Genomic DNA, 19,246 nt, shown 5'->3' with positions numbered 1-19,246 from the left:
ATGCCCGGCGGTGGATCGCGTGCTCTCGGGGGGCGGGGCGGGGTCGTGGGCCGACCGCGCCGAGGCGCTGGAGGGACTGCAGGCCAGCATCGCGCCGATCCGCGTCATCGTCGGCGGCGGCGTCACGCTCGACGGGATCGACGTGCTGACGGCGCGGACGACTCTGCGTGAACTGCACGTCGGGCGCCTCGCCAGGGCGGGCCAGTCGTTTGCGCAGCCGGTGGATGCCGCAGTGGTGGCCGAACTGCGGGCGCGCTGGATGGAGACCGGGCGCTGACCGCAGTCAGCGGGCAGCATCCCCCGGCAGGGGCTGCCGTCAGGCCTCGCGGGCCTGCTGCAGGCGCGCGACCCGGTCCGTGTCCATCTGGATGGCGAGTTCGGTGACGTGACCGTCGATGTCGACGGTCATCGCGACGTCGGCGTTGCTGACCCAGGCCTCGGAGGTATCGCGCAGTCGGCCGGTGAGGTCGATGTGGCCGGTGGCGAGGCCGTGCCGAATCTCGAAGTTGCGCAGGGCGATCTCGGGGGCGGTGAGCGTGTACTGCAGCGCCTTCACGAGAAGCCGGTAGCCCCCGGGGCCGCGCGCCACCAGGCGCACCAGTGGGTCGGTGGTCGGTCGGCCGAACGTGTCGTCGTAGGCCCGTCCATTCAGGCGGAACACGGCGTCCTTGTGCAGGATGCCGTCCGGCAGGTCGAGGCTGCCCCGGTTGAAGGCGGCCACCCACTCGGCCACGCGTCCCACGAATTCACCGGGCGTCAGCATCGGCGGGAGTGTAGCAGCGCCGCGGTGTCGCCGCCCGCCCACCGGCAAAATGTGCAATTCTTGCCGTTCCGAACCGTTCAGAGTCCGCTACCCATGACCTATACCGTCGAAATCATGCTCCGCCACAACGAGAAGGTGTTCACCGAGACCATCCACCACATCGGTGGGGAGGACCCCTCGGCCTGGACCGCTGACGATGCGAGCACGGTGCTGCACACCACGCTGCTGGCGATCGACCGTGCGCTGAACCCCGGTCGCACGGACGAGCCCGCCGCGCTCACCTTCCGCGGCATCAACTGGATCGTCTCGCCGCACGACAAGGGCGTCGTCATCGCGCTGGAGATCCACAGCGCGTCGGCGGTGGCCGGGCCCTTCGCGATGCCGCTCGAGCAACTCGACGCGCTGCTCACCGAGGCGGTCAAGGCCCCGACGTCGGCAGGCGTGGTGCACTAGGGGGAACTCGGAAATGCCGAATGCCGAATGCCGAATGTCGCATCAGGCAAGAGGCGCGAAGCGTAGAGAGCGGCGGGGGCTGGACGCCAGTGCCCGCTGCCTGCAGGCCGGGATGGCGAAACTGGCAGACGCACGGGACTTAAAATCCTGTATCGCGGAAGCGATGTGCGGGTTCGATTCCCGCTCCCGGCACCACCTCTCGCTGCGCTCGCGGTGCTGCGGGAGCGGTCCTCAGGCTCGCGGCTCCGCCCTGCGGGCTCGCCGACGAGCTCGATGCCCGCTCCCGGCACCCTGACTTGCATTCAGTTCCACCAGGAGTCTCCAGATGGTTGGATGGACGGCGCACGTCGAACCGGTGGGTGTCGTGCAGGCCGCGGTGGTGGCCGCGCTCCTGACGGCGCTCGTGGTCGGCACGTGCCGCGTCTGGCAGTGGTGGTCACGCCGCCCGTGAGTACGGGGCTGGGCAGCCTCACGGCTCGGCACGCGCACGGCACTGGATGTCAGGCGCGCGTCAGAGCGGTTGCGCCTGTGGAGGAACGGCGATGCCGAAGCTGTGGAGTGTGACAACGGTGATGTGTGTCGCGGCGCTGACCCCGATCGCCGCGCTCCTCGCCGGTGGAGTGGCCCTGGACCTGGGATGGCTGACGGAGTTCGCGGTCGTCGTGCTGACCATCACGGCGCTCGCGATCGGGCTCGCGATCGTCTTCGGGGTGCGCTGTCCCACGTGTTGCCAGCTGGCGACCCTGGGGAGGTATGGACAGAGACCCGTGGCCCTGACCTGCGCGAAGTGCAACGAGGACCTGCGCGTTGCGGCCCCGCTGTTTCGCTGGGGGTGGTAGACCGTCGCGGCGTCCCAGGTGCGGGCGTGTCATGCTCGCGTCGCTGGCCCCCCGCTGTGCTTGACGCGACGCCCGTCGCCGCACAACCTTGCAGGGCTCAGGGCTCAGGGCTCATGACTGAGTCCACCTGTTCCCCAGCGCCATCGCAAGGAGACCCATGACCCACGACGTGCAACAGGAGCGGGCGATCAGCGCCGCTGACGTCCTCGACCGGATCGGCGCCGGGCTGATCGAACTCAATGGTCGGCTGCAGGCCGCCGACGAGGAGACGCTCGGTCGACACGAGTTGCTCGAGGCGCTCGATGCCTTCGTCGAGGCGACGTTGCCGGACCTCACCGACCTCTCGATGCAGATCCGGCCGGCGCGCATCGTGCGTCCGGGGGAGTCGTAACCAACCTCGTACGACAATAGGGGATGACCGAGTCCTCGACCGGCCTCGCCGGGTCGTCCGCCAGCGTGCACGCCGTCGACGAGCGTCTGCCGCTCCCACGCCTGGCGGTGCTCGGTCTGCAACACGTGCTGGTGATGTACGGCGGCGCCGTGGCGGTCCCGCTGATCGTCGGCCGCGCCCTCGGTCTGACGCCCGCGCAGGTCGCCATCCTGATCTCCGCCGACCTGTTCTGCTGCGGCATCGTCACCCTGATCCAGTCGCTCGGCGTGACGCGCTTCTTCGGCGTCCGTCTGCCGGTGATGATGGGCGTGACGTTTGCGGCCGTCGGCCCCATGGTCGCCGTGGCGCAGGTGCAGGGCGGCACCGACGGCGCGCGCGCGATCTTCGGCGCGCTGATCGGCGCCGGGATCCTCTCCATGCTGCTGGCGCCCGTGATGGGACGCCTGCTGCGGTTCTTTCCGCCCGTGGTGACCGGCACGATCATCGTGATGATCGGCATCAGCCTGATGCGCGTCGGTATCGGATGGGCGATGGGCGGTCCCGCCAGCACGGCCCAGCGTGTGGACGTGCCGCGGCTCGAAGCCCTCCTGGCGTCCCGGCCGGCGGGCACGACGACGATGCCGCTCACGGTGCCGATGGTCGACAACCCGGCCTACGCCGCCCTCGACCACCTCGCCGTCGCGACGTTCGTCCTCGTCGTCATCCTGCTGATCACGCGCTACCTGCGCGGGTTCCTCGCCAACATCGCCGTGCTGCTCGGCGCCGTCACCGGCTGTGGCGTGGCGGCGGCGATGGGCGAGATGACCTTCGATCGGGTGGCCAGCGCGCCGTGGTTCGCCCTGGTGTATCCCTTCGTCTTCGGGGCGCCCACCTTCGACGCCTTCCTGATCGGCACCATGACGCTGGTGATGGTCGTGGTGATGATCGAGTCCACCGGGATGTTCCTGGCGCTGTCCGACATCACCGGCAAGCCGCTGTCGCGCGCCGAACTGACCGCTGGCCTGCGTGCCGACGGGCTCGGCACGCTCATCGGCGGCCTCTTCAACACCTTTCCCTACACGAGCTTCTCGCAGAACGTCGGCCTGGTGAGCGTGACTGGCGTCAGGAGCCGCTGGGTGTGCGTGGCCGGCGGCGTGATCATGATCGGCCTCGGCCTGCTGCCGAAGATGGCGGCCCTGGTCGAGGCGGTGCCGCTGTTCGTGCTCGGCGGGGCCGGTCTCGTGATGTTCGGGATGGTGGTGGCCAGCGGCATCCGCATCCTGTCGACCGTCGACTTCCGCGGCAACCGGCACAATCTCTACATCGTGGCGATCGCCGTCGGCTGCGGCATGGTGCCGCAGGAGGCGCCGCGCTGGACCCAGCAGATGGTCCACGGCCTGCGTCCGCTGCTCGAGTCCGGCATCCTGCTGACGTCCATCGCGGCGGTGCTGCTCAACCTGTACTTCAACGGTGGCCGGCCGCAGACGCCGGGCGAGGAGGCCGTGCACCTCGACGCATCGGCCTGAAGGTGGGGCCGTCAGCCAGCCAGGCGGGCGAGCGTGAGCGCCAGCACCTGTGCGCCGCGCGCGATGTCCTCCGGCGAGGCGTACTCGTCGGGGCGGTGGCTCACACCGCCACGGCACGGAATGAACAGCATGGCCGTGGGCGCGACGCGCGACATGAACAGCGCGTCGTGATACGCCCGGCTGATCATCCGATCGTGGGCGAGGCCCAGCGCCTCGCAGCTGGCCGTCAGCGCGTCCACCACCGCCGGATCGCACGCGGCCGGCGGATCGGCATTGACGACCGCGGTCTCGATCGTCACCCGTCGTCGCGCCGCGATCTCGGCGCAGGCGGCGGCGATCCGCGCGAGCACCGCATCGCGACGCGCCTGGTCGATGTCGCGGACGTCGATCTCGACGTCGCATCGGCTCGGCACGCTGTTGACCGCGCCGGGAAAGACATGGCACACGCCCGTGGTGCCGACGGTGTCGATGGCCCCGGTGGCGACGGCCGCCGCCTCCACCGCCAACGCCACCTCGGCCGCGGCGAGGAACGCATCACGGCGGTCGGGCATCAGGACGGCGCCCGCGTGGCCGCCCTCGCCGTCGACCGTGACCCGCAGGCTCGCCGGTGCCGCGATGGCGGTGACGACGCCAAGGGGGATGTGGCGCTGCTCGAGGAGGGGGCCCTGCTCGATGTGCAACTCGACGAACGCCGCGTAGTGCGTCGGCCCGAGCGCCACCGACGCGAGGTCGCCGGTGAAGCCCGCCGCCTGACGTGCCTCGTCGAGCGTCACGCCGTCGCGATCGCGAAGGCGTGTCCCACTGTCGGCCTCGAGCCGCCCCGCCAGCAACCGACTGCCGAGACACCCGATGCCGAAGCGCGTGGGTTCCTCGGAGGTGAACAGGACCACCTCCAGGCTGCGCCTGGGCACGACGCCCGTGGCGCGCAGGGCACTGACGGCCTCGAGGGCGCCGAGCACGCCGACCGTCCCGTCGTACATGCCGGCGTTGGGAATCGCATCGATGTGCGATCCGGTGGCCACTGCCGGCAGCGACGGATCCGCGCCGTCCCAGCGCGCGAACGTGTTGCCGACCGCATCGACGCGGACGGTCAGGCCGTCCTCCTCGCAGCAGGCGCGAAACCACGCGCGTGCCTGGCGGTCCTCATCCGTGAAGACGACGCGCGTGACGGCCGGGGCCTGGCTCGTCGAGAACGCGGCGAGCGCGTGCAACCGCGCCGCGAGCCGATCGCCATCGATGCGTGGGATCGTCACAGCGCTGCCCGATTCCAGTCCTTGTAGATCAGGTACTTGGCGGGCGTCTTGCCGATGGCGCCGAACCACTGCGGACACCACGGCGCCATGTAGATGAAGTCGCCTTCGGTCACGGGGTACCACGCATCGCCGAGGCGGTAGATGCCGCCGCCCTCGAGGAACAGCAGGCCGTGTTCCATGACGTGCACTTCCACCATGGGCAGCGACGCGCCCGGGTTGTAGGCCAGCGTGTTGACCGCGAAGTCGTACACGACATCGGCCGGCACCAGCGATCGCACCTGCAGGTCCGCATTGCCCAGCACGGGCTGTGACGCGATGGCATGCTCCACTCCGGAGAACGCTGCCGGGGCCGCCGCGCCGGACTGGGAGGGACCGCCGGATTGGGAGGGATCGCTCGCCGAGCGGTCCGTGCCCGGCAACGGGACGTACGGCTTCTCGATGACGGTCGCGCGGGCCCCGCTCGTCGATCGCAGGGCGCTGTCTTCGCCCCCCGGCTGGTAGGCGTACCCACCAGGGCCCAGCGTGACCGTTCCCATCTGCACGTCGCCGGACAGCACATAGACGAAGCGCTGGACCGACGCCGGCGGCACGTAGCCGTCAGCCTCCAGTTCCACCGTGTACTGCGTGAACCCGGCCCCGATGGTCGGCGACGCATGCACGATCGCCACCGCACGCGACATGCCGGCCCAGGCTGCCCGGATGAACGTGTCTGGCGTGTGCACCAGGTGGTCGGCGCGATGCGCACTGCGGGTGTGGCCTAGCGAGAACATGTGATCAGGTGCCCCTTGCTGCGCGCGGTCGCCGCGCCGTCGACGATGATGGACTCGCCGCGCCGGAGGGTGCGGCGGACGACGCCGCGGAAGGATGAGCCACGGTAGGGGCTCATCGGATGTCGATGAAGCGGATGGGCCAGCGTGGTCGTGTCGTGCAGCGCCACCAGGGCCAGGTCGGCATCGGCCCCGACGCGGATCGCGCCCTTCTGCCGCAGGCCGAACCGTGCGGCCGGCGTCGCGGCGAGCAGCTCCGCGATGCGTGGCAGTGCGATCCCGCGTGCGTGGACGCCGGCATCCAGCAGGACCGACAGCGTCGACTGCACGCCGGCGATGCCGCCCCACGCCCGGAAGAACTCACCGGACTTGAGCGCCGGCGGCGCGGGGGAGTGGTCCGACCCGATGATGTCGATCGTCCCGTCGGCAACGGCCTGCCACAACGCGTCGCGCTCACGGGCATCGCGGATCGGCGGCGCGCACTTGGCGACGACCCCGAGCCGTTCGACATCCTCGGTCGTGAAGAAGAGGTAGTGCGGACACGTCTCGATCGTCACGTCGACCCCGCGGGCCCGCGCCTCGGCCGCCACGGCAACGCCGCGGCCGGAACTGACGTGCACGAGATGCAGGCGGGCGCCGGTTTCGCCCGCCAGGTGTGTCGCACGCGCGATGGCCTCCACCTCCGCTGCCACCGGGCGTGAGGCCAGGAAGTCGCGGACCCCGGTGCGGCCCGCGGCGAGCAGCCGCGCCGAGAGACCCGCCGTGATCTCCTCGCTCTCGGCGTGCACGGCCACAGGTAACCCAAGACGCACGGCTTCCTGCAGGCCCTCGAAGAGCGTGAGGTCGTCGGCGCGCGGGAACTCCGGCAGGCCGGAGTCCGACATGAAGGCCTTGAACCCGATGGCCCCCGACTCGGCCAGCGCCCCGAGGTCGTCGCGGTTGCCGGGCACGAGGCCTCCCCACAGCGCGAAGTCGGTGATCGACGCGGCCGCCAGCGCGGCCCGCTTGCGCTCGAACTCCGCCGCCGTGACCGTGCAGGGCGTCGAGTTCAGCGGCATGTCGATGAACGTCGTGCCGCCACCCGCGGCCAGCGCCAGGCTCCCGGTGGCGGCCCCCTCCCACTCGGTGCGGCCGGGCTCGTTGAAGTGCACGTGCGCATCGACGACCCCGGGCAGCACGTGCAGGCCGCTGGCATCGATCTCCTCGGTCCCGCCCGAGAGACCGGGCGCGATGTGCACGATGCGTCCGTCGCCGATCGCCAGATCGGCGTCGACGAGTCCCTCTGGCGTCACCAGCGTGCCGCCCCGAATCACGATCTCATGCATGTCGCGGATCCCACCGATGGAGGAACTGCAGGCCGACCTCGAGCGCCGCAGCGACATCCTCGACCAGGACGCGTTCGTCGGGGTGATGACTGATGCCGCCCGGGCTCCGCAGGAACAGCATCGCGGCCGGCATCTGCGGCGCCACGATCATGGCGTCGTGTCCGGCGCCACTGGTCAGGTGATGCACGGTCAGCCCCGTGGCGGCGATGGCCTCCGCCAGGATGCCCGTCAGGGCCGGGGCCATCGCGACAGCCGGCTGATCGAGATGCCTCGCGATGTCCACGGCCACGCTTCGCCGCCGACCGATCGCGTGTGCCCCCTCACAGAGGTGATCCACCGCCGCGCGCCGCACCTCGTCTGTCGCATGTCGCACGTCGAGGCTGGCGACGACGCGGCCGTTGATGACGTTGCGGATGTTGGGCGTGGCATGGAGCTGGCCGACCGTCGCCATCAGCCCGGAGGTGGTGTGCGCGGCGTGCTCCACGAGCAGCATCCACTCGGCCGCCGCCGCCAGCGCATCCCGCCGCAGCGGCATCGGCGTCGTCCCGGCATGATTGGCCTGTCCGGTGAACGTGAGGTCGAGTCGCGACTGCCCGGCGATGGCGTCGACCACGCCGAGCGGGGCGTCGAGGTGCTCGAGCACCGGACCCTGTTCGATGTGGAACTCGAGGTAGCCGGCCGCGTCGAGACGCGCCTCCTCGAGTTGGTCCGCATCCAGTCCGTACGACCGGATCGCCTGCCTCACGGAGATCCCGTCGGCATCGGCGAGATCGAGCAGTGGCGCCGCGGTGCCGACGAGCGCGCGGCTGCCGAGGAACGGCACGCCGAAGCGGACGCCTTCCTCCTCCGCGCACCCGACGACCTCGAGCGTGAAGGGGACGTGCCCCTCGAGCAGCTCGACGAGCGCGAGGCCGAGCACCACCCCGAGCACGCCATCGTACGCACCGGCGTCACGCACCGTGTCGAGATGCGAGCCGATGACGAGGCGGGGCCCCTGGCCGATGGTGCCGCGCAGGTTACCGACGGCATCGAGGCGCACCTCCATGCCGCACGCCTCCATCCACGCGCGCAGGTGACCGTGGACGTCCCGCATCGGCGGCGAGAGGAACGTCCGCGTCGTGCGTCCGGGCTCCTCGCTGCAGGTGGCCAGCATCTGGCAGCGCGCGATGGCGCCACGTGCGGCGTCGAGGCAGCGCGACATCAGGAGCCCCGATAGGTGCTGTACGCGTGCGGCGACAGCAGCAGGGGCACGTGGTAGCTCCCCGAGGCGTCGGCCAGGCCGAAGCGGATGACGATCTCGTCGAGGAACGGCGGCTCGACCAGCGCCACGCCATCGGCCCGCAGGTAGTCGCCGGCGTGGAAGGTGAGTTCGTAGACGCCGGTGGGGATCGTGTCGCCGGACAGCAGGGGCGCATCGGTGCGTCCGTCGGCATTGGTCGTCACGGTGCACACGTGCAGGCGCGTGGCGGCCTCGACGCGGTGCAGGTCGATGGTCAGGCCGGCCGCCGGCCGGCCGCGCGTGGTGTCGAGCACGTGGGTCGAGAGGCGAGCCATGTCAGCGCGTCAGGCTCAGGCCGAGACAGCCGTACGGCGGGCGCGCCTCGGTGTAGACGCCGACGGTGTCGCCATCCTCCGCGATGGTGTCCCACGTGCGGTTGTTGGCCTCGAGGTGCACCGCCGCGATCGACGGCAGTTCCTCCAGGATGCGCGTGCCGAGCTGGTGAATCACCTGCTGGATGCTGCCGGAGCTGAAGGCATCGAAGACGTCGTGCGTGAGTCGCGCGATGGTGCGCGAGACGGTGCCTTCCGAAGACGCGGCCATCGGACTCGTGTAGTCCCACTCGAGGTCGAGCCACATGTGCAGGGGGCGATTGGCGATCTCGGGCAGCGTCGTGTACTCGTCGCGGACGAAACCGGTGAAGGCGCTGCCCCCGAGGCGCAGCAGGCGGAAGCCCCGGATGCCCGACGTGGCCTCGATCACGCCCGCGCGGGTCACCTCGACCCGTGCCGTGGCCTGCTCGGGGCCGCCCGGCGCGAAGCTCCACGTGCCGCGGGTGGCATAGGGCACCTGGACGGCCGACACCTGGACGCCCTCGACCTGCGGGTAGCGCGCGAGGAACGTCTCGGCGAGGAACAGGCTGTAGGCCTCCAGGTCGTGGCCAGCAAACGCCATCGTCTGGCGCTGGATGAAGTTCTTCATCGAGTCGGTGGCGATCAGCCCGGTGTTGTCGCCCGTCGTGTACGTCGGCCAGAAGGCGTCGCCGTAGACCAGCATCTTCACGGTGGCGCCGAACACGGCGCTGGTGCCGTCGGGCGTCCTGCCGTCGCGTTGCAGGCGATACGCCGTGACGTCGCCCTTGCCGTAGTAGTTCCGCTTCCAGCCGCTCGCGAATGTGTTCACGCACGCCCCGTTCGAGTCCCTGCATTGATGCGCCCACGACTGGCAGCGCGCGATCGTGCCCGCAAGGGTACCGCAGCACTCGTGAGACTCTGGAGACGTGACGGGGAACGCGTGAGGAGGGCGTCGACGTGCTGACGATCGCGCAGGTCAATCAGCTCGACCGTAACGAGTTCGTGGACGCCGTGGGCTGGGTGTTCGAGCACTCGCCGTGGGTGGCCGCACGGGCCTGGGACGCTCGGCCCTTTGCCGATGGCGCGGCGCTCCATGCGGCGATGACACAGCAGGTCCGAGCGGCGTCGCGTGACGAGCAACTCGGCCTGGTGCGCGCCCATCCGGATCTGGGGGCCAGGACCAGGATGTCGGCGGCCTCCACGGGCGAGCAGGCGGGCGCCGGTCTGGATCAGCTCTCCCCCGACGAACACCACCGCCTCCAGACGTCCAACGAGCGGTATCGTCACACCTTCGGGTTCCCGTTCCTGTTTGCCGTAAGAGGCAGCACCCCGCGCGAGGTCCTCGCCGCGCTCGAGTCGCGTCTGGCCTCGACCCCGGTCGAGGAGTTCGAGACCGCGTTGCTGCAGGTGTTCCGCATCGCCGCGTTCCGCCTCGAGGGCGTGGTGGCCCCCTGACCGATGCCGGCCGTGCGGGGTGGCACTGTGCTGCCCGGCACAGACAGCCACGCCTCGGCGATGCCACGATCGGCGCATGACAGCCATGTTCCAGACGCCGGTTCGGGTGAGCACCAAGGGAGACGCGCAGTGGCAGCAGTGGGTGGCGCGTGGGGAAGCGCAGGAACGGCTGTGGCAGTACCGCGTGCGCCGTGTGGCCATTCTGGTCGGCTCGACCATCCTGCTCTGGCTCTCGGCCACCTGGACGCTTCGCTGACGGTCGCGCGTCGGCGCGGTCGGATGGCGGCGACCTCAGCCTTTTAACAAAGATTTAGCATTTCTGCCATGAATCCTGTTGCATGCTGTGCAGGCCAGCACATGCCGTCGGTGCGACCCCCTCGCGCCACTGCAGACCATGCCCATCGATTCTCGTCTGCTCTTCGGCTGGTCCCGTGATCTCGCGCTCGCCTACGCCGGCGGGCTGGTGCTCGGTGCGCCCCTCGCGCTGGCCGCGGTGTGGATCACGGGCGCCGAGGTCGCCGCCACCGTCGCGCTCGTTCTCAGCATGGTCGGCGTGTTCGTCGCGCTTCGACGCGCGGCGGCATCCGCACCGGTCGCCTCCGACGTCCGCGACGCCGCGGTCGCGCGCACGGTGCAGCGCCGTGTGGCCTGACGAGGCGCGGCCCGCCTCACCAGTCCTCCGACCCGCCTTCGACGTACAGCACCGACACCACCAGGGCCGCGGCGACCGCAATGGCGCCGATGAACGCGATCGTCTCGCGCTCCTGGCGCACGGTGTCGAAGTGACCTGGCAGGAGCACCGCCGCCAGCAGCCAGATGAGGCCGCCCACGAGGAACGCGCCGCCGGCCACCCGCGTGGTGCGATACCACTCGTCGTCGGACATGTGGGTGGTGTCGGAGCCTGGACCGAGCGGCCCGCGCGGTGAGAGCTGTCCGCACAGCATCGGGACCGCCGCCAGGATGAGCACGATGGGACCAATGACCATGGGCACTCCCGCGGGAGGACGACGGTCCTGCACCGCTGGCCCTGTCATCGGCACGAGAGGGCACCGGCCGCAATCGAGGGCTGACGCCCGTGTGCAGGCCCCCGGCTGAGGTTCTCGCATCGCGCATACTGCGGCCATGGCCTCGTCGCGTGTGAGCGGTCTGTTGCTGCATCCGACCTCCCTGCCTGGACGGTTCGGGATCGGCGACCTCGGCCCGGAGGCGCATCACTTCCTCGACCTGCTCCGCGATGCCGGGCAGCGGGTCTGGCAGGTGCTGCCGCTGGGCCCGACCGGCTACGGCGACTCGCCGTATCAGTGCTTCTCGGCCATGGCCGGCAATCCGCTGCTCGTCAGTCCCGCCCGTCTGGTCCAGGAAGGCTGGCTGTCGCCCGACGACCTCAGCCCCCTCGAGGCGCTGCCGGCCGAGGTGGCGGACTTCGATCAGCTCATCACGCCGCGTCTGGCGCTGCTCACGCGGGCCTTCACCCGGTTCGCCGCCAGCGCGACGGCCGTCCAGCACGCGGCCTTCGACATGTTCCGCGCCGAGCAGGCCTGGTGGCTCGACGACTTCAGCCTGTTCATGGCGCTCAAGGACGCCGAGGCGATGCGCCCGTGGACGTCGTGGCCGGCGCCGCTGCGCGACCGGCAGCCGTCCGCGATCGCCGAGGCCCGAGCCACGCACGCGGAGTCCTGTCGTCGCCATGCGTTCGCGCAGTGGCAGTTCTTCGTCCAGTGGGAGGCGCTGCGCGAGGCGGCGACGGCTCGCGAGATTGCGCTGATGGGCGACATGCCGATCTTCGTCGCCCACGACAGCGCCGACGTGTGGGCGCAGCCCGACCTGTTCGACCTTCGAGAGGACGGCATGCCGCGCGTGGTCGCCGGCGTGCCCCCGGATTACTTCAGCACCACCGGACAGCTCTGGGGCAATCCGCTGTATCGCTGGGATCGCATGCGGGCGGATGGCTATGCCTGGTGGATCCGCCGCCTGCGCATGGCGCTCACCCTCGTCGATCGCGTGCGCCTCGATCACTTCCGCGGGTTCGTCGCGTACTGGCAGGTCCCTGCCGATGCGACCACCGCGATGCACGGCGAGTGGCAGCGCGGGCCGGGCGGCGACCTGTTCGAGGCGCTGACCGCCGCCCTCGGGCCGCTGCCGATCGTGGCCGAGAACCTGGGCTTCATCACGCCGGATGTGGAGGCGCTGCGGGCCACGCACGGACTGCCCGGCATGGCCATCCTGCAGTTCGCCTTCGGCACCGACCCTCAGGCGTCCGACTTCCTGCCACACAACTTCACGCGGGATCGCGTTGCCTACACCGGGACGCACGACAACGACACGATGATGGGATGGGCGCGGGGGAGTACCGGCGACAGCACGCGGACGCCCGAGGACGTGGCCCGCGAGCGACGCTACGCGGAGGCCTATCTGACGGCGGGCGCCGACGACCTGCACTGGGCCGCCATCCGCGCCTGCCTGGCCTCGGTGGCCGAGACCGTCATCATCCCGGTGCAGGATGTGCTCGGGCTCGGCAGCGACGCCCGCATGAACATCCCGGGCCGGGCCTCCGGCAACTGGCGGTGGCGGATGCCCGCCGGCGCACTCACGACCGCGCACGCCGCACGCCTGCGGGATCTCGCCGACCTGTACGGGCGGGTGCCTGCGTCCGAGCAGACGTACGCGTCGTCGGCCCGGCAGGAGACCGCACCGGACCTCTAGGGCCGGTCGTCGACCAGGCCGCCGCGAGCCCGGGTGTGGACGAACCCGTCAGCGCCGTGACATGTGCACCGACAGGGTGTCCGGCAGCTCATAGCGCTCGCGGATCGCATCGACCATCCGGTCGTTGACGTCCTCGGCCCACCCAACGCGGTACTGCTCTTCGAGCCTCCAGATCTGTGACGCGAGATAGTGGTCGCCGAACACATCGCCGATCCAGCGGGAGAAGTCGCTGCGGCGCAGATGGCCATCCAGGGCGCCACGGTGCGTGCTCGCGACGATCTCCAGAAACTCCTTCAGCGTGCCCGCCCGGGTGCCAGTCGGGCGGCCATCGGCACAGAAGACGAAGGCCCGTCCGGCGGGCACTGGCACATCCAGATACTTCTCGCGATGGCGCACGTGCGACGAGAGCCGCGGCACGAGTCTGAAGCGGCGCAGGTGTCCAGCGTCGCCCCGACGATGCGGGAGCACGGCGGCTTCGGCCAGGTCGAGCTGCCCCAGCACCGCCCCCCACTCGTGGCACCGGTCAGGCCGACCGCTCATGGCGGCAAAGGCCTCCACCTCGCGCGGATCAGTGGCCAGGGTCACGATCGTGGTCTCGTTGGCGGCCAGCACGTCCGGGTGCAGGTTCGACGCCTGATACGTGACCAGCGTGTAACCGCCCAGCTGAAGGTCGAGCAGTTCATGGACGTTGCCACCACCGAGGAAATAGTGCGCCTCATCCACCACGATCCGGTGGGGGAGTCCCGTTCGCCGCCGCAACATCGACAACGTCGGAAGAAGCGACTGCATGTACTCCAGCTTGTCGACATGTCCGAGCCGCGACAGGTCGATGACGACACTCATGTCGGGATGACGCAGGGCGCGGACGAGGTCGCGGGACCGTGGCGGTGGGTCATCGCCTCCGAGGACGACCACGCCCGGCAGCTGCTCCAGTCCCGTGAAATCGCCTTCGGGGTCGACAACACAGATGCAGTACCGATAGAAGATCAACTGTTCGCAGATCAACCCGGCCGCCCACGATTTTCCTGACCGCGGGTCTCCTGCCACCAGGACGTTCCCGCCACGGACGGCCAGTTCCACGGGGGTCCCGGTCGCGTCGTGCCCGAGCAGGAGGCGACGCCGCCCGACACGCGCCGGCGACAGGCTGGGGCTGGCCGCCGCACGCCGAATATAGTCGGCCACGGCCGCGGGCCCCGGACCCTCGAGGACTTCGTCCGCAGTGGCCTTGAGGGCGCGGCTTCCCCAACCAACGGCCACGCCGATTTCGCACACCTCGAGCAGTCGGTGATCGTTCTCGGCGTCGCCGATCCCGATCGCGTTGTGCGTAGAGAGTCGCAAACCGGCCAGCGCCTCGCGGAGGCCGGCGGCCTTGCTGACGGTCTCGGGCAGGATCATGAGTCGACCCCGATTGAAGAGGAGCACCAGGGGAAGTTCCATCTCGCGCACCAGGGCCAGGATGCTGTGGGCAGCCTCCGCGCTTGCCTCGACCACGCAGGCACCGATGGTGATCTCGATCTGACGGTGCCGCAACTCTTCGACGAAGCGCGGCGCGGGCGGTGGGCCCAGCACCATCGAATGCCCCGTCGCTGGATAGGCAAGCACGGCGCCGTTCTCCGCGACCACGGCATCGACGAACCTCAGATCGCCGGCCACCCTGCGCAGATCGTCGAGAATCCGCCCGGTCACCAGCACCACGACCACTCCTGTCGAGCGGACCTCCGCGATGGCGGCCCGCACGTCAGGGTCGAGCGCACCGGCTGCGGCGATCGTGCCGTCGTAGTCGAGCGCGAGCACGCCGAACTTCATCTCGAGATCCTCCCCGTCCGCAGAGGTGGCTCCAGCAGCGCCTGCTGGCTGCGTCACCGCACAGCGCCATCGTCGTGCAGCCCCTCGCAGCGAACCAGCCGACAATTCCGCTCCGATCCGTCGAGCCGCCCGACGGATCCGCGAGACCACGCCATGTTGGTCGTGCCGACGCCATCTGACGAGATTTCCTGTACGGGACTCCGAGAAATCGGCTGGTAGAGTCGCTACGGCGTTGGCTCCAGCGCGCCGCTTCGCGGATCGCCATGACGACCATGCACCTGCGCGGACTATCGACGACAGAGGCCAGTGCGCGCCTGGCGACCGCTGGCCCCAATGCCTTGCCCGAACCGGAATCCGATCCGCTCTGGCGCCGCTTCGCACGCCAGTTCGAGAGTCCGCTCATCTACATTCTCCTGATCGCGTTGATGATCGATCTGGGGATCTGGGCGCTGGAAGGTGCCGAGGGGCTCGCCATCGAGAGCATGGCGATCGCCTGCATTCTGTTGTTCAACGCCGGCCTCGGCGTCTACCAGGAACGGAAGGCCGAGGCGGCGCTCCAGCGCCTGAAGCAGCTGGCTGCGTCGCTGGTGTGGGTCCTGCGTGATGGCAAGCTCGCGCATGTCCCGGCCACTGAACTGGTCCCGGGGGACGTCGTCAGGGTCGAGGCGGGCGATCGCGTTCCCGCGGACGGCGTCCTCGTCGAGGCCCAGGGCATTCTCCTCGACGAGTCGATCCTGACTGGCGAGTCCGTGCCCGTGGACAGGGAGGCCGGCGGCGACGTCCTCAGTGGCACGCTGGCGGTGCGCGGCTTCGGATACGTGGAGATCCGCCGTACCGGCGCCGACAGCGCCATGGGCCGGCTGGCGGTGATGATCGGTGGCATCGAAGCAGGGAAGACTCCGCTCGAGCAACGCCTGGGCGTGTTTGGCACGCAGATCGCGAAAGTCGTGCTCGTGCTCGCCATCGCCATCACGGCGGGCGGACTCTACGTCGAAGGCCTTTCCGGCACGGGGCATGTGCTGCTGTTTGCCGTGGCTCTGGCCGTGGCCGCAGTGCCGGAGGGACTCCCGGCGGTCCTGACGCTGGCGCTGTCGCTCGGTGTGGAGCGGATGGCCCGGCGGAAGGCGGTCGTTCGCAGACTCTCGGCTGTCGAAGCCCTCGGGTCGGTCACGGTCATCGCCACCGACAAGACAGGCACGCTGACCGAGAATCGAATGTTCGTCAAGGGCCTCGACACCGTCGACAGTGCGCGGGCGCTGATGGCGATGGTCCTGGCCAACGATGCCGACCTGGCGACAGGCGCCGGCGACCCCCTCGAGCTTGCGCTGCTCGAGCACGCGCGTGCCGAGGGATTGGATGTCAGGGAGATCGTCACGAGTCATCCCCGACGGGGCGTGCTGCCCTTCGACAGTCGGCACAAGTACATGCGTGTCACGGTGGATGACGCCGGGCGCCGGGTGAACTTCCTCAAGGGGGCCCCCGAGGTCCTGATCGCGCGCTCGACCCTGAGCATCGCCGAGCGACGCAGCTGGGAGGAGAAGGCCGAAGGCCATGCGCGCGAGGGCTGTCGGGTGCTCGCCCTCGCCACTCGTTCGGGGGAGGGTGACGAGAGCCTCGAGTTCCTCGGTCTCGTCCTGCTGTGGGATCCGCCGAGGCCCGAGGTGCCGGATGCGATTCGCCAGGCGCAGGCCGCCGGCATTCGCGTCGTCATGATCACGGGAGACCACCCTGCCACGGCGTTGGCCGTGGCAGCGGAGGTCGGTATACCGCCGAGCCCGGTGTTGACGGGCGTCGATCTCGAGCAGATGTCGTCGGGCGATGTGCACCGCGCGGTGCAGACCACGAACATCTTTGCGAGGGTTGCACCCGAGCACAAGCTCCGGCTGGTCGAGGCGTTGCAGGCGTCAGGCGAAGTGGTGGCCATGACCGGCGACGGCGTCAACGATGCGCCTGCGCTCAAACGCGCCGACGTGGGCGTGGCGATGGGACAACGCGGTAGCGACGTGTCGCGTGAAGTCGCGCATCTGGTTCTCCTTGACGACAACTTCGCGACGATCGTCGCGGCCGTCGAGGAAGGCCGCGGCATCTACGAGAACATCCAGAAGTTCATTCGATTCCTGTTCTCGACCAACCTCGCGCTCGTGCTGCTGGTGGTAGGCGGCGTGGTCGGGTCCTACTGGCTGGACCTGAAGGATCCCGCCGGAGGACTTCTGCTTCCGCTGACCGCCGTGCAGTTGTTGTGGATAAACATCGTCGCCGACGGCCCGCCCGCGTTGGCCCTGGCGCTCGATCGCAACCCTCGTCTGATGGAGCAGACTCCTCGTGATCCCAAGGCGCCGCTGCTCGATCGTGCGTCCCTGCAGTTCATCGTGGTCACCGGGGTCGTCAAGGCGGCGACGGGAGGGGCGTTGCTCTTCGCCTTGCCGCTCTACGGCTTCAGCGTGGCGGTGACCCGCACGCTGGTCTTCCTCTTCGAGTCCATTGCGCAGCTCGTCTTCGCGTATCCGGCACGACATGTCCAGGTGGTGCCACTGGCCAACGGGTGGCTGCACGTGGCCGTCGTACTCGGCATCCTCCTTCAGGTGGCGACGGTGCTCGTTCCGAGCCTTCGTCTTTTCCTGGGGCTCGAGCCGCTGGCGCTCGATACGGTCCTCTGGGTGGCCGGTGGCGTCCTGCTGTCGTGGGCGGTGGCCGAGGCCGCCAGTCATGGCATGTGGCGGCGAAACGTCCACCGCGTCTGAAGGAGAGCGTCCCGATGTCGACACCATCACCCATGCGGATCCTCGTTGCCGTCGATGGCTCCCATGACAGCCTGACGGCCGTGCGCGAGATGGCGCACCGGCTGTGGCCGCCCCAGTCGCTCATCCGGATCCTGTATGTGGACGAGCACGGGGCGGAGCTGGAACCAACCGAGGCGCCTCGCCGCGCACCTGGTGTCCCGCCGTCCTTCCGGGACGTGGCAGGCCACGCCCTGGAGAAGGCCGCCGCGTCCTTCGACGCAGCGTGCCGCTGCGACGTGTCGGTTGAGACCGCGGTTCGCAGTGGACGAGCGGCCGACGCGATTCTGGCAGAAGCGGCGGCATGGGATGCCGACCTGATCGTGGTCGGCTCACAGGGGAAAGGCTCGCTCGAGCGAATCCTCCTCGGTTCGGTGTCGGCGGCCGTCACCGCGCGTGCGGGGTGTTCCGTCGAGGTGGTGCGGTCGCGGCGCTGGGACGTGTCGCAGCCACACGCCGGCAGGCAACATCCGTGACGTGGCTGCTGTTTGCCGGTGCCGCCTGTGTCATCGTCGTCGCCGGTGTGCAGCTCGCCCGATACGGCGACGCGATTGGCGAGAAGAGTGGTCTTGGCCGGAGCTGGATTGGCGCGGTGTTGCTCGCCGCCACGACCAGTCTGCCCGAGCTGTTCACCGGCTTCGGGGCCACGGCACTCACGCCGCTGCCGGACATCGCCGTCGGCGACGTGCTTGGCAGCTGCATGTTCAACCTGTTGATTCTGTCGCTGATGGATGCCATCCAGCCGGACCGCATCAGCGCTCGGGCCCACCAGGGCCATGCGCTGGCGATTGGTTGCGGCCTGGCATTGATGGCCATTGCGGCGCTGGGGCTGGCCGCCGCCCGACACTGGCCCGTTGTCGGGTGGGTCGGCTTGTACTCGCCTCTCCTCATCGCCCTGTATGCGATGGCGATGCGGGTGATGTTCACCCATGATCGCCAGAGGCGGGCCGCTTGCGGCCAGCTCGAGCCAGCCAATCCAGCCAATGCCCGCCTGAGCCTGCGATCGGCGCTCGTGCGCTACGGCGTGGCAGCCCTCTTCGTGGTCGGCACGGCGCTGTACCTGCCCGTGCTGGGCGCCGGGCTGGCACGGGAGACAGGCCTCGGGCAGGCCTTCGTTGGCAGCCTGTTCATGGCGATCACGACATCGCTGCCGGAGGTCGTCGTCTCGGTCGCTGCGGTCCGCATGGGCGCGTTGAGTCTTGGCATCAGCAACATCCTGGGCAGCAATCTCTTCAATCTGCTGGTCCTGGGGCTCAACGACGTCGCCTATACGGGGGGGCCGTTGCTGAGTGCCGTCGACCACAGTCACCTGATCGCTGCGCTGGCGGTGGTGCTGATGAACGCGGTGTTCCTGATCGGCCTGACCCAGCAGGTGCTGACGAAGCGCTTTCGTGTCGCTTGGGATACCGGCGCCATCGCCGTCATCTACACCTGCACGATCTGGCTGGCGTTCGTGACCAGGTCGTGAGGAGGCAGGAAGGCTGCCATGGCAGGAACATCGAAACAACTCCAACACGCCATCGTGTGCGGCACGGACTTCACCGCGTCGGCGACATCGGCGGCGACCATCGCGGCCAGGCTGGCTGCCGCCCTGCGCCGCCCGCTGCTGCTCGTGCACGTCACGCCGTCGCGCGGCC

21 protein-coding genes, 1 tRNA gene and 1 pseudogene are annotated in these 19,246 nt (G+C 69.6%); 14 read left to right on the top strand and 9 right to left on the bottom strand.

All coding sequences use genetic code 11. From position 1 onward, the window contains the following. Positions 1-277 (top strand): annotated as a pseudogene (locus Q0C41_RS21665) (hypothetical protein); the annotation flags it as partial. Between the two features lie 39 nt (positions 278-316). Here the strand turns inward: Q0C41_RS21665 and Q0C41_RS21660 are convergent. Then, on the bottom strand, positions 317-763 hold the full coding sequence (locus tag Q0C41_RS21660) for a hypothetical protein (protein WP_291987411.1): 447 nt from the start codon (positions 761-763) through the stop codon (positions 317-319). A 93-nt stretch (positions 764-856) separates the two neighbouring features. On the opposite strand from Q0C41_RS21660, the gene Q0C41_RS21655 reads away from it, so the two are divergent. The 6 genes from Q0C41_RS21655 to Q0C41_RS21630 all read left to right on the top strand — a co-directional run bounded on the left by Q0C41_RS21655 (position 857) and on the right by Q0C41_RS21630 (position 3,951). Further along, positions 857-1,216, top strand: a complete 360-nt coding sequence (locus tag Q0C41_RS21655; RefSeq protein WP_291987409.1) for a hypothetical protein — start codon at positions 857-859, stop codon at positions 1,214-1,216. 106 nt (positions 1,217-1,322) lie between these two features. Beyond that, a tRNA-Leu gene (locus Q0C41_RS21650) sits at positions 1,323-1,411 on the top strand. Positions 1,412-1,541: 130 nt separating this feature from the next. Next, the gene (locus tag Q0C41_RS21645) at positions 1,542-1,667 is read left to right on the top strand and encodes a hypothetical protein (protein ID WP_291987407.1); all 126 of its coding nucleotides are present in this window, start codon (positions 1,542-1,544) and stop codon (positions 1,665-1,667) included. Between the two features lie 91 nt (positions 1,668-1,758). After that, on the top strand, positions 1,759-2,055 hold the full coding sequence (locus Q0C41_RS21640; RefSeq protein WP_291987405.1) for a hypothetical protein: 297 nt from the start codon (positions 1,759-1,761) through the stop codon (positions 2,053-2,055). 157 nt (positions 2,056-2,212) lie between these two features. Beyond that, positions 2,213-2,446 carry a hypothetical protein gene (locus tag Q0C41_RS21635; RefSeq protein ID WP_291987403.1) on the top strand — a complete coding sequence of 78 codons (234 nt, stop codon included), beginning with the start codon at positions 2,213-2,215 and terminating at the stop codon, positions 2,444-2,446. 23 nt (positions 2,447-2,469) lie between these two features. Continuing rightward, positions 2,470-3,951, top strand: a complete 1,482-nt coding sequence (locus Q0C41_RS21630; RefSeq protein WP_291987401.1) for a nucleobase:cation symporter-2 family protein — start codon at positions 2,470-2,472, stop codon at positions 3,949-3,951. 11 nt (positions 3,952-3,962) lie between these two features. Here Q0C41_RS21630 and Q0C41_RS21625 read toward each other — a convergent pair whose 3' ends face one another. The 6 genes from Q0C41_RS21625 to pucL are packed head-to-tail and all read right to left on the bottom strand — an operon-like array spanning position 3,963 to position 9,697. Beyond that, positions 3,963-5,204: a M20 family metallo-hydrolase gene (locus Q0C41_RS21625; protein ID WP_291987399.1), complete on the bottom strand. Its 1,242-nt coding sequence runs from the start codon at positions 5,202-5,204 to the stop codon at positions 3,963-3,965. Continuing rightward, positions 5,201-5,974: a cupin domain-containing protein gene (locus Q0C41_RS21620; RefSeq protein WP_291987397.1), complete on the bottom strand. Its 774-nt coding sequence runs from the start codon at positions 5,972-5,974 to the stop codon at positions 5,201-5,203. Before Q0C41_RS21620 ends, Q0C41_RS21625 begins: the two co-directional genes overlap by 4 nt. Next, positions 5,962-7,296 carry an allantoinase AllB gene (gene allB, locus Q0C41_RS21615; protein WP_291987395.1) on the bottom strand — a complete coding sequence of 445 codons (1,335 nt, stop codon included), beginning with the start codon at positions 7,294-7,296 and terminating at the stop codon, positions 5,962-5,964. Before allB ends, Q0C41_RS21620 begins: the two co-directional genes overlap by 13 nt. Then, positions 7,289-8,497, bottom strand: a complete 1,209-nt coding sequence (locus Q0C41_RS21610; protein ID WP_291987392.1) for an allantoate amidohydrolase — start codon at positions 8,495-8,497, stop codon at positions 7,289-7,291. The genes allB and Q0C41_RS21610 overlap by 8 nt, the downstream gene beginning before the upstream one ends. Continuing rightward, positions 8,497-8,850 carry a hydroxyisourate hydrolase gene (gene uraH / locus Q0C41_RS21605; RefSeq protein ID WP_291987390.1) on the bottom strand — a complete coding sequence of 118 codons (354 nt, stop codon included), beginning with the start codon at positions 8,848-8,850 and terminating at the stop codon, positions 8,497-8,499. The genes Q0C41_RS21610 and uraH overlap by 1 nt, the downstream gene beginning before the upstream one ends. Position 8,851: 1 nt before the next feature. Then, on the bottom strand, positions 8,852-9,697 hold the full coding sequence (gene pucL, locus Q0C41_RS21600; protein WP_291987388.1) for a factor-independent urate hydroxylase: 846 nt from the start codon (positions 9,695-9,697) through the stop codon (positions 8,852-8,854). Positions 9,698-9,825: 128 nt separating this feature from the next. Between pucL and uraD the strand changes: the two genes are divergently transcribed. The 3 genes from uraD (at position 9,826) to Q0C41_RS21585 (ending at position 10,975) form a co-directional block, all read left to right on the top strand. Then, positions 9,826-10,323, top strand: a complete 498-nt coding sequence (gene uraD / locus Q0C41_RS21595; protein WP_291987386.1) for a 2-oxo-4-hydroxy-4-carboxy-5-ureidoimidazoline decarboxylase — start codon at positions 9,826-9,828, stop codon at positions 10,321-10,323. Between the two features lie 76 nt (positions 10,324-10,399). Next, positions 10,400-10,579 carry a hypothetical protein gene (locus tag Q0C41_RS21590; protein WP_291987384.1) on the top strand — a complete coding sequence of 60 codons (180 nt, stop codon included), beginning with the start codon at positions 10,400-10,402 and terminating at the stop codon, positions 10,577-10,579. A gap of 138 nt (positions 10,580-10,717) precedes the next feature. Continuing rightward, the gene (locus tag Q0C41_RS21585; protein ID WP_291987382.1) at positions 10,718-10,975 is read left to right on the top strand and encodes a hypothetical protein; all 258 of its coding nucleotides are present in this window, start codon (positions 10,718-10,720) and stop codon (positions 10,973-10,975) included. A 16-nt stretch (positions 10,976-10,991) separates the two neighbouring features. Here Q0C41_RS21585 and Q0C41_RS21580 read toward each other — a convergent pair whose 3' ends face one another. Further along, a complete protein-coding gene (locus Q0C41_RS21580; RefSeq protein ID WP_291987380.1) occupies positions 10,992-11,309 on the bottom strand; it encodes a hypothetical protein in 318 nt (105 codons plus the stop codon). Positions 11,310-11,445: 136 nt separating this feature from the next. Here Q0C41_RS21580 and malQ point away from each other — a divergent pair, with 136 nt between their 5' ends. Continuing rightward, a complete protein-coding gene (gene malQ, locus Q0C41_RS21575) occupies positions 11,446-13,026 on the top strand; it encodes a 4-alpha-glucanotransferase (protein WP_291987378.1) in 1,581 nt (526 codons plus the stop codon). A gap of 48 nt (positions 13,027-13,074) precedes the next feature. Here the strand turns inward: malQ and Q0C41_RS21570 are convergent, their stop codons facing one another. Continuing rightward, complete coding sequence (locus tag Q0C41_RS21570; protein WP_291987376.1) at positions 13,075-14,832, bottom strand: HAD hydrolase family protein; 1,758 nt, start codon at positions 14,830-14,832, stop codon at positions 13,075-13,077. A 272-nt stretch (positions 14,833-15,104) separates the two neighbouring features. On the opposite strand from Q0C41_RS21570, the gene Q0C41_RS21565 reads away from it, so the two are divergent. The 3 genes from Q0C41_RS21565 to Q0C41_RS21555 are packed head-to-tail and all read left to right on the top strand — an operon-like array spanning position 15,105 to position 19,077. Further along, positions 15,105-17,573 (top strand): cation-transporting P-type ATPase, encoded by a 2,469-nt coding sequence (locus Q0C41_RS21565; protein WP_367079290.1) that lies wholly within the window; start codon positions 15,105-15,107, stop codon positions 17,571-17,573. Between the two features lie 32 nt (positions 17,574-17,605). Then, entirely contained in the window at positions 17,606-18,085 is a 480-nt protein-coding gene (locus Q0C41_RS21560; RefSeq protein ID WP_291987373.1) for a universal stress protein, read from the top strand. Further along, positions 18,082-19,077 (top strand): hypothetical protein, encoded by a 996-nt coding sequence (locus Q0C41_RS21555; RefSeq protein ID WP_291987371.1) that lies wholly within the window; start codon positions 18,082-18,084, stop codon positions 19,075-19,077. Before Q0C41_RS21560 ends, Q0C41_RS21555 begins: the two co-directional genes overlap by 4 nt. Positions 19,078-19,246: the final 169 nt, after the last annotated feature.

This window comes from Luteitalea sp. (assembly GCF_022842525.1).
Taxonomy (GTDB): Bacteria; Acidobacteriota; Vicinamibacteria; order Vicinamibacterales; family Vicinamibacteraceae; genus Luteitalea.
Note: the sequence above shows the minus strand (reverse complement) of the source record. Positions and strands in the feature narration are given on the sequence as shown.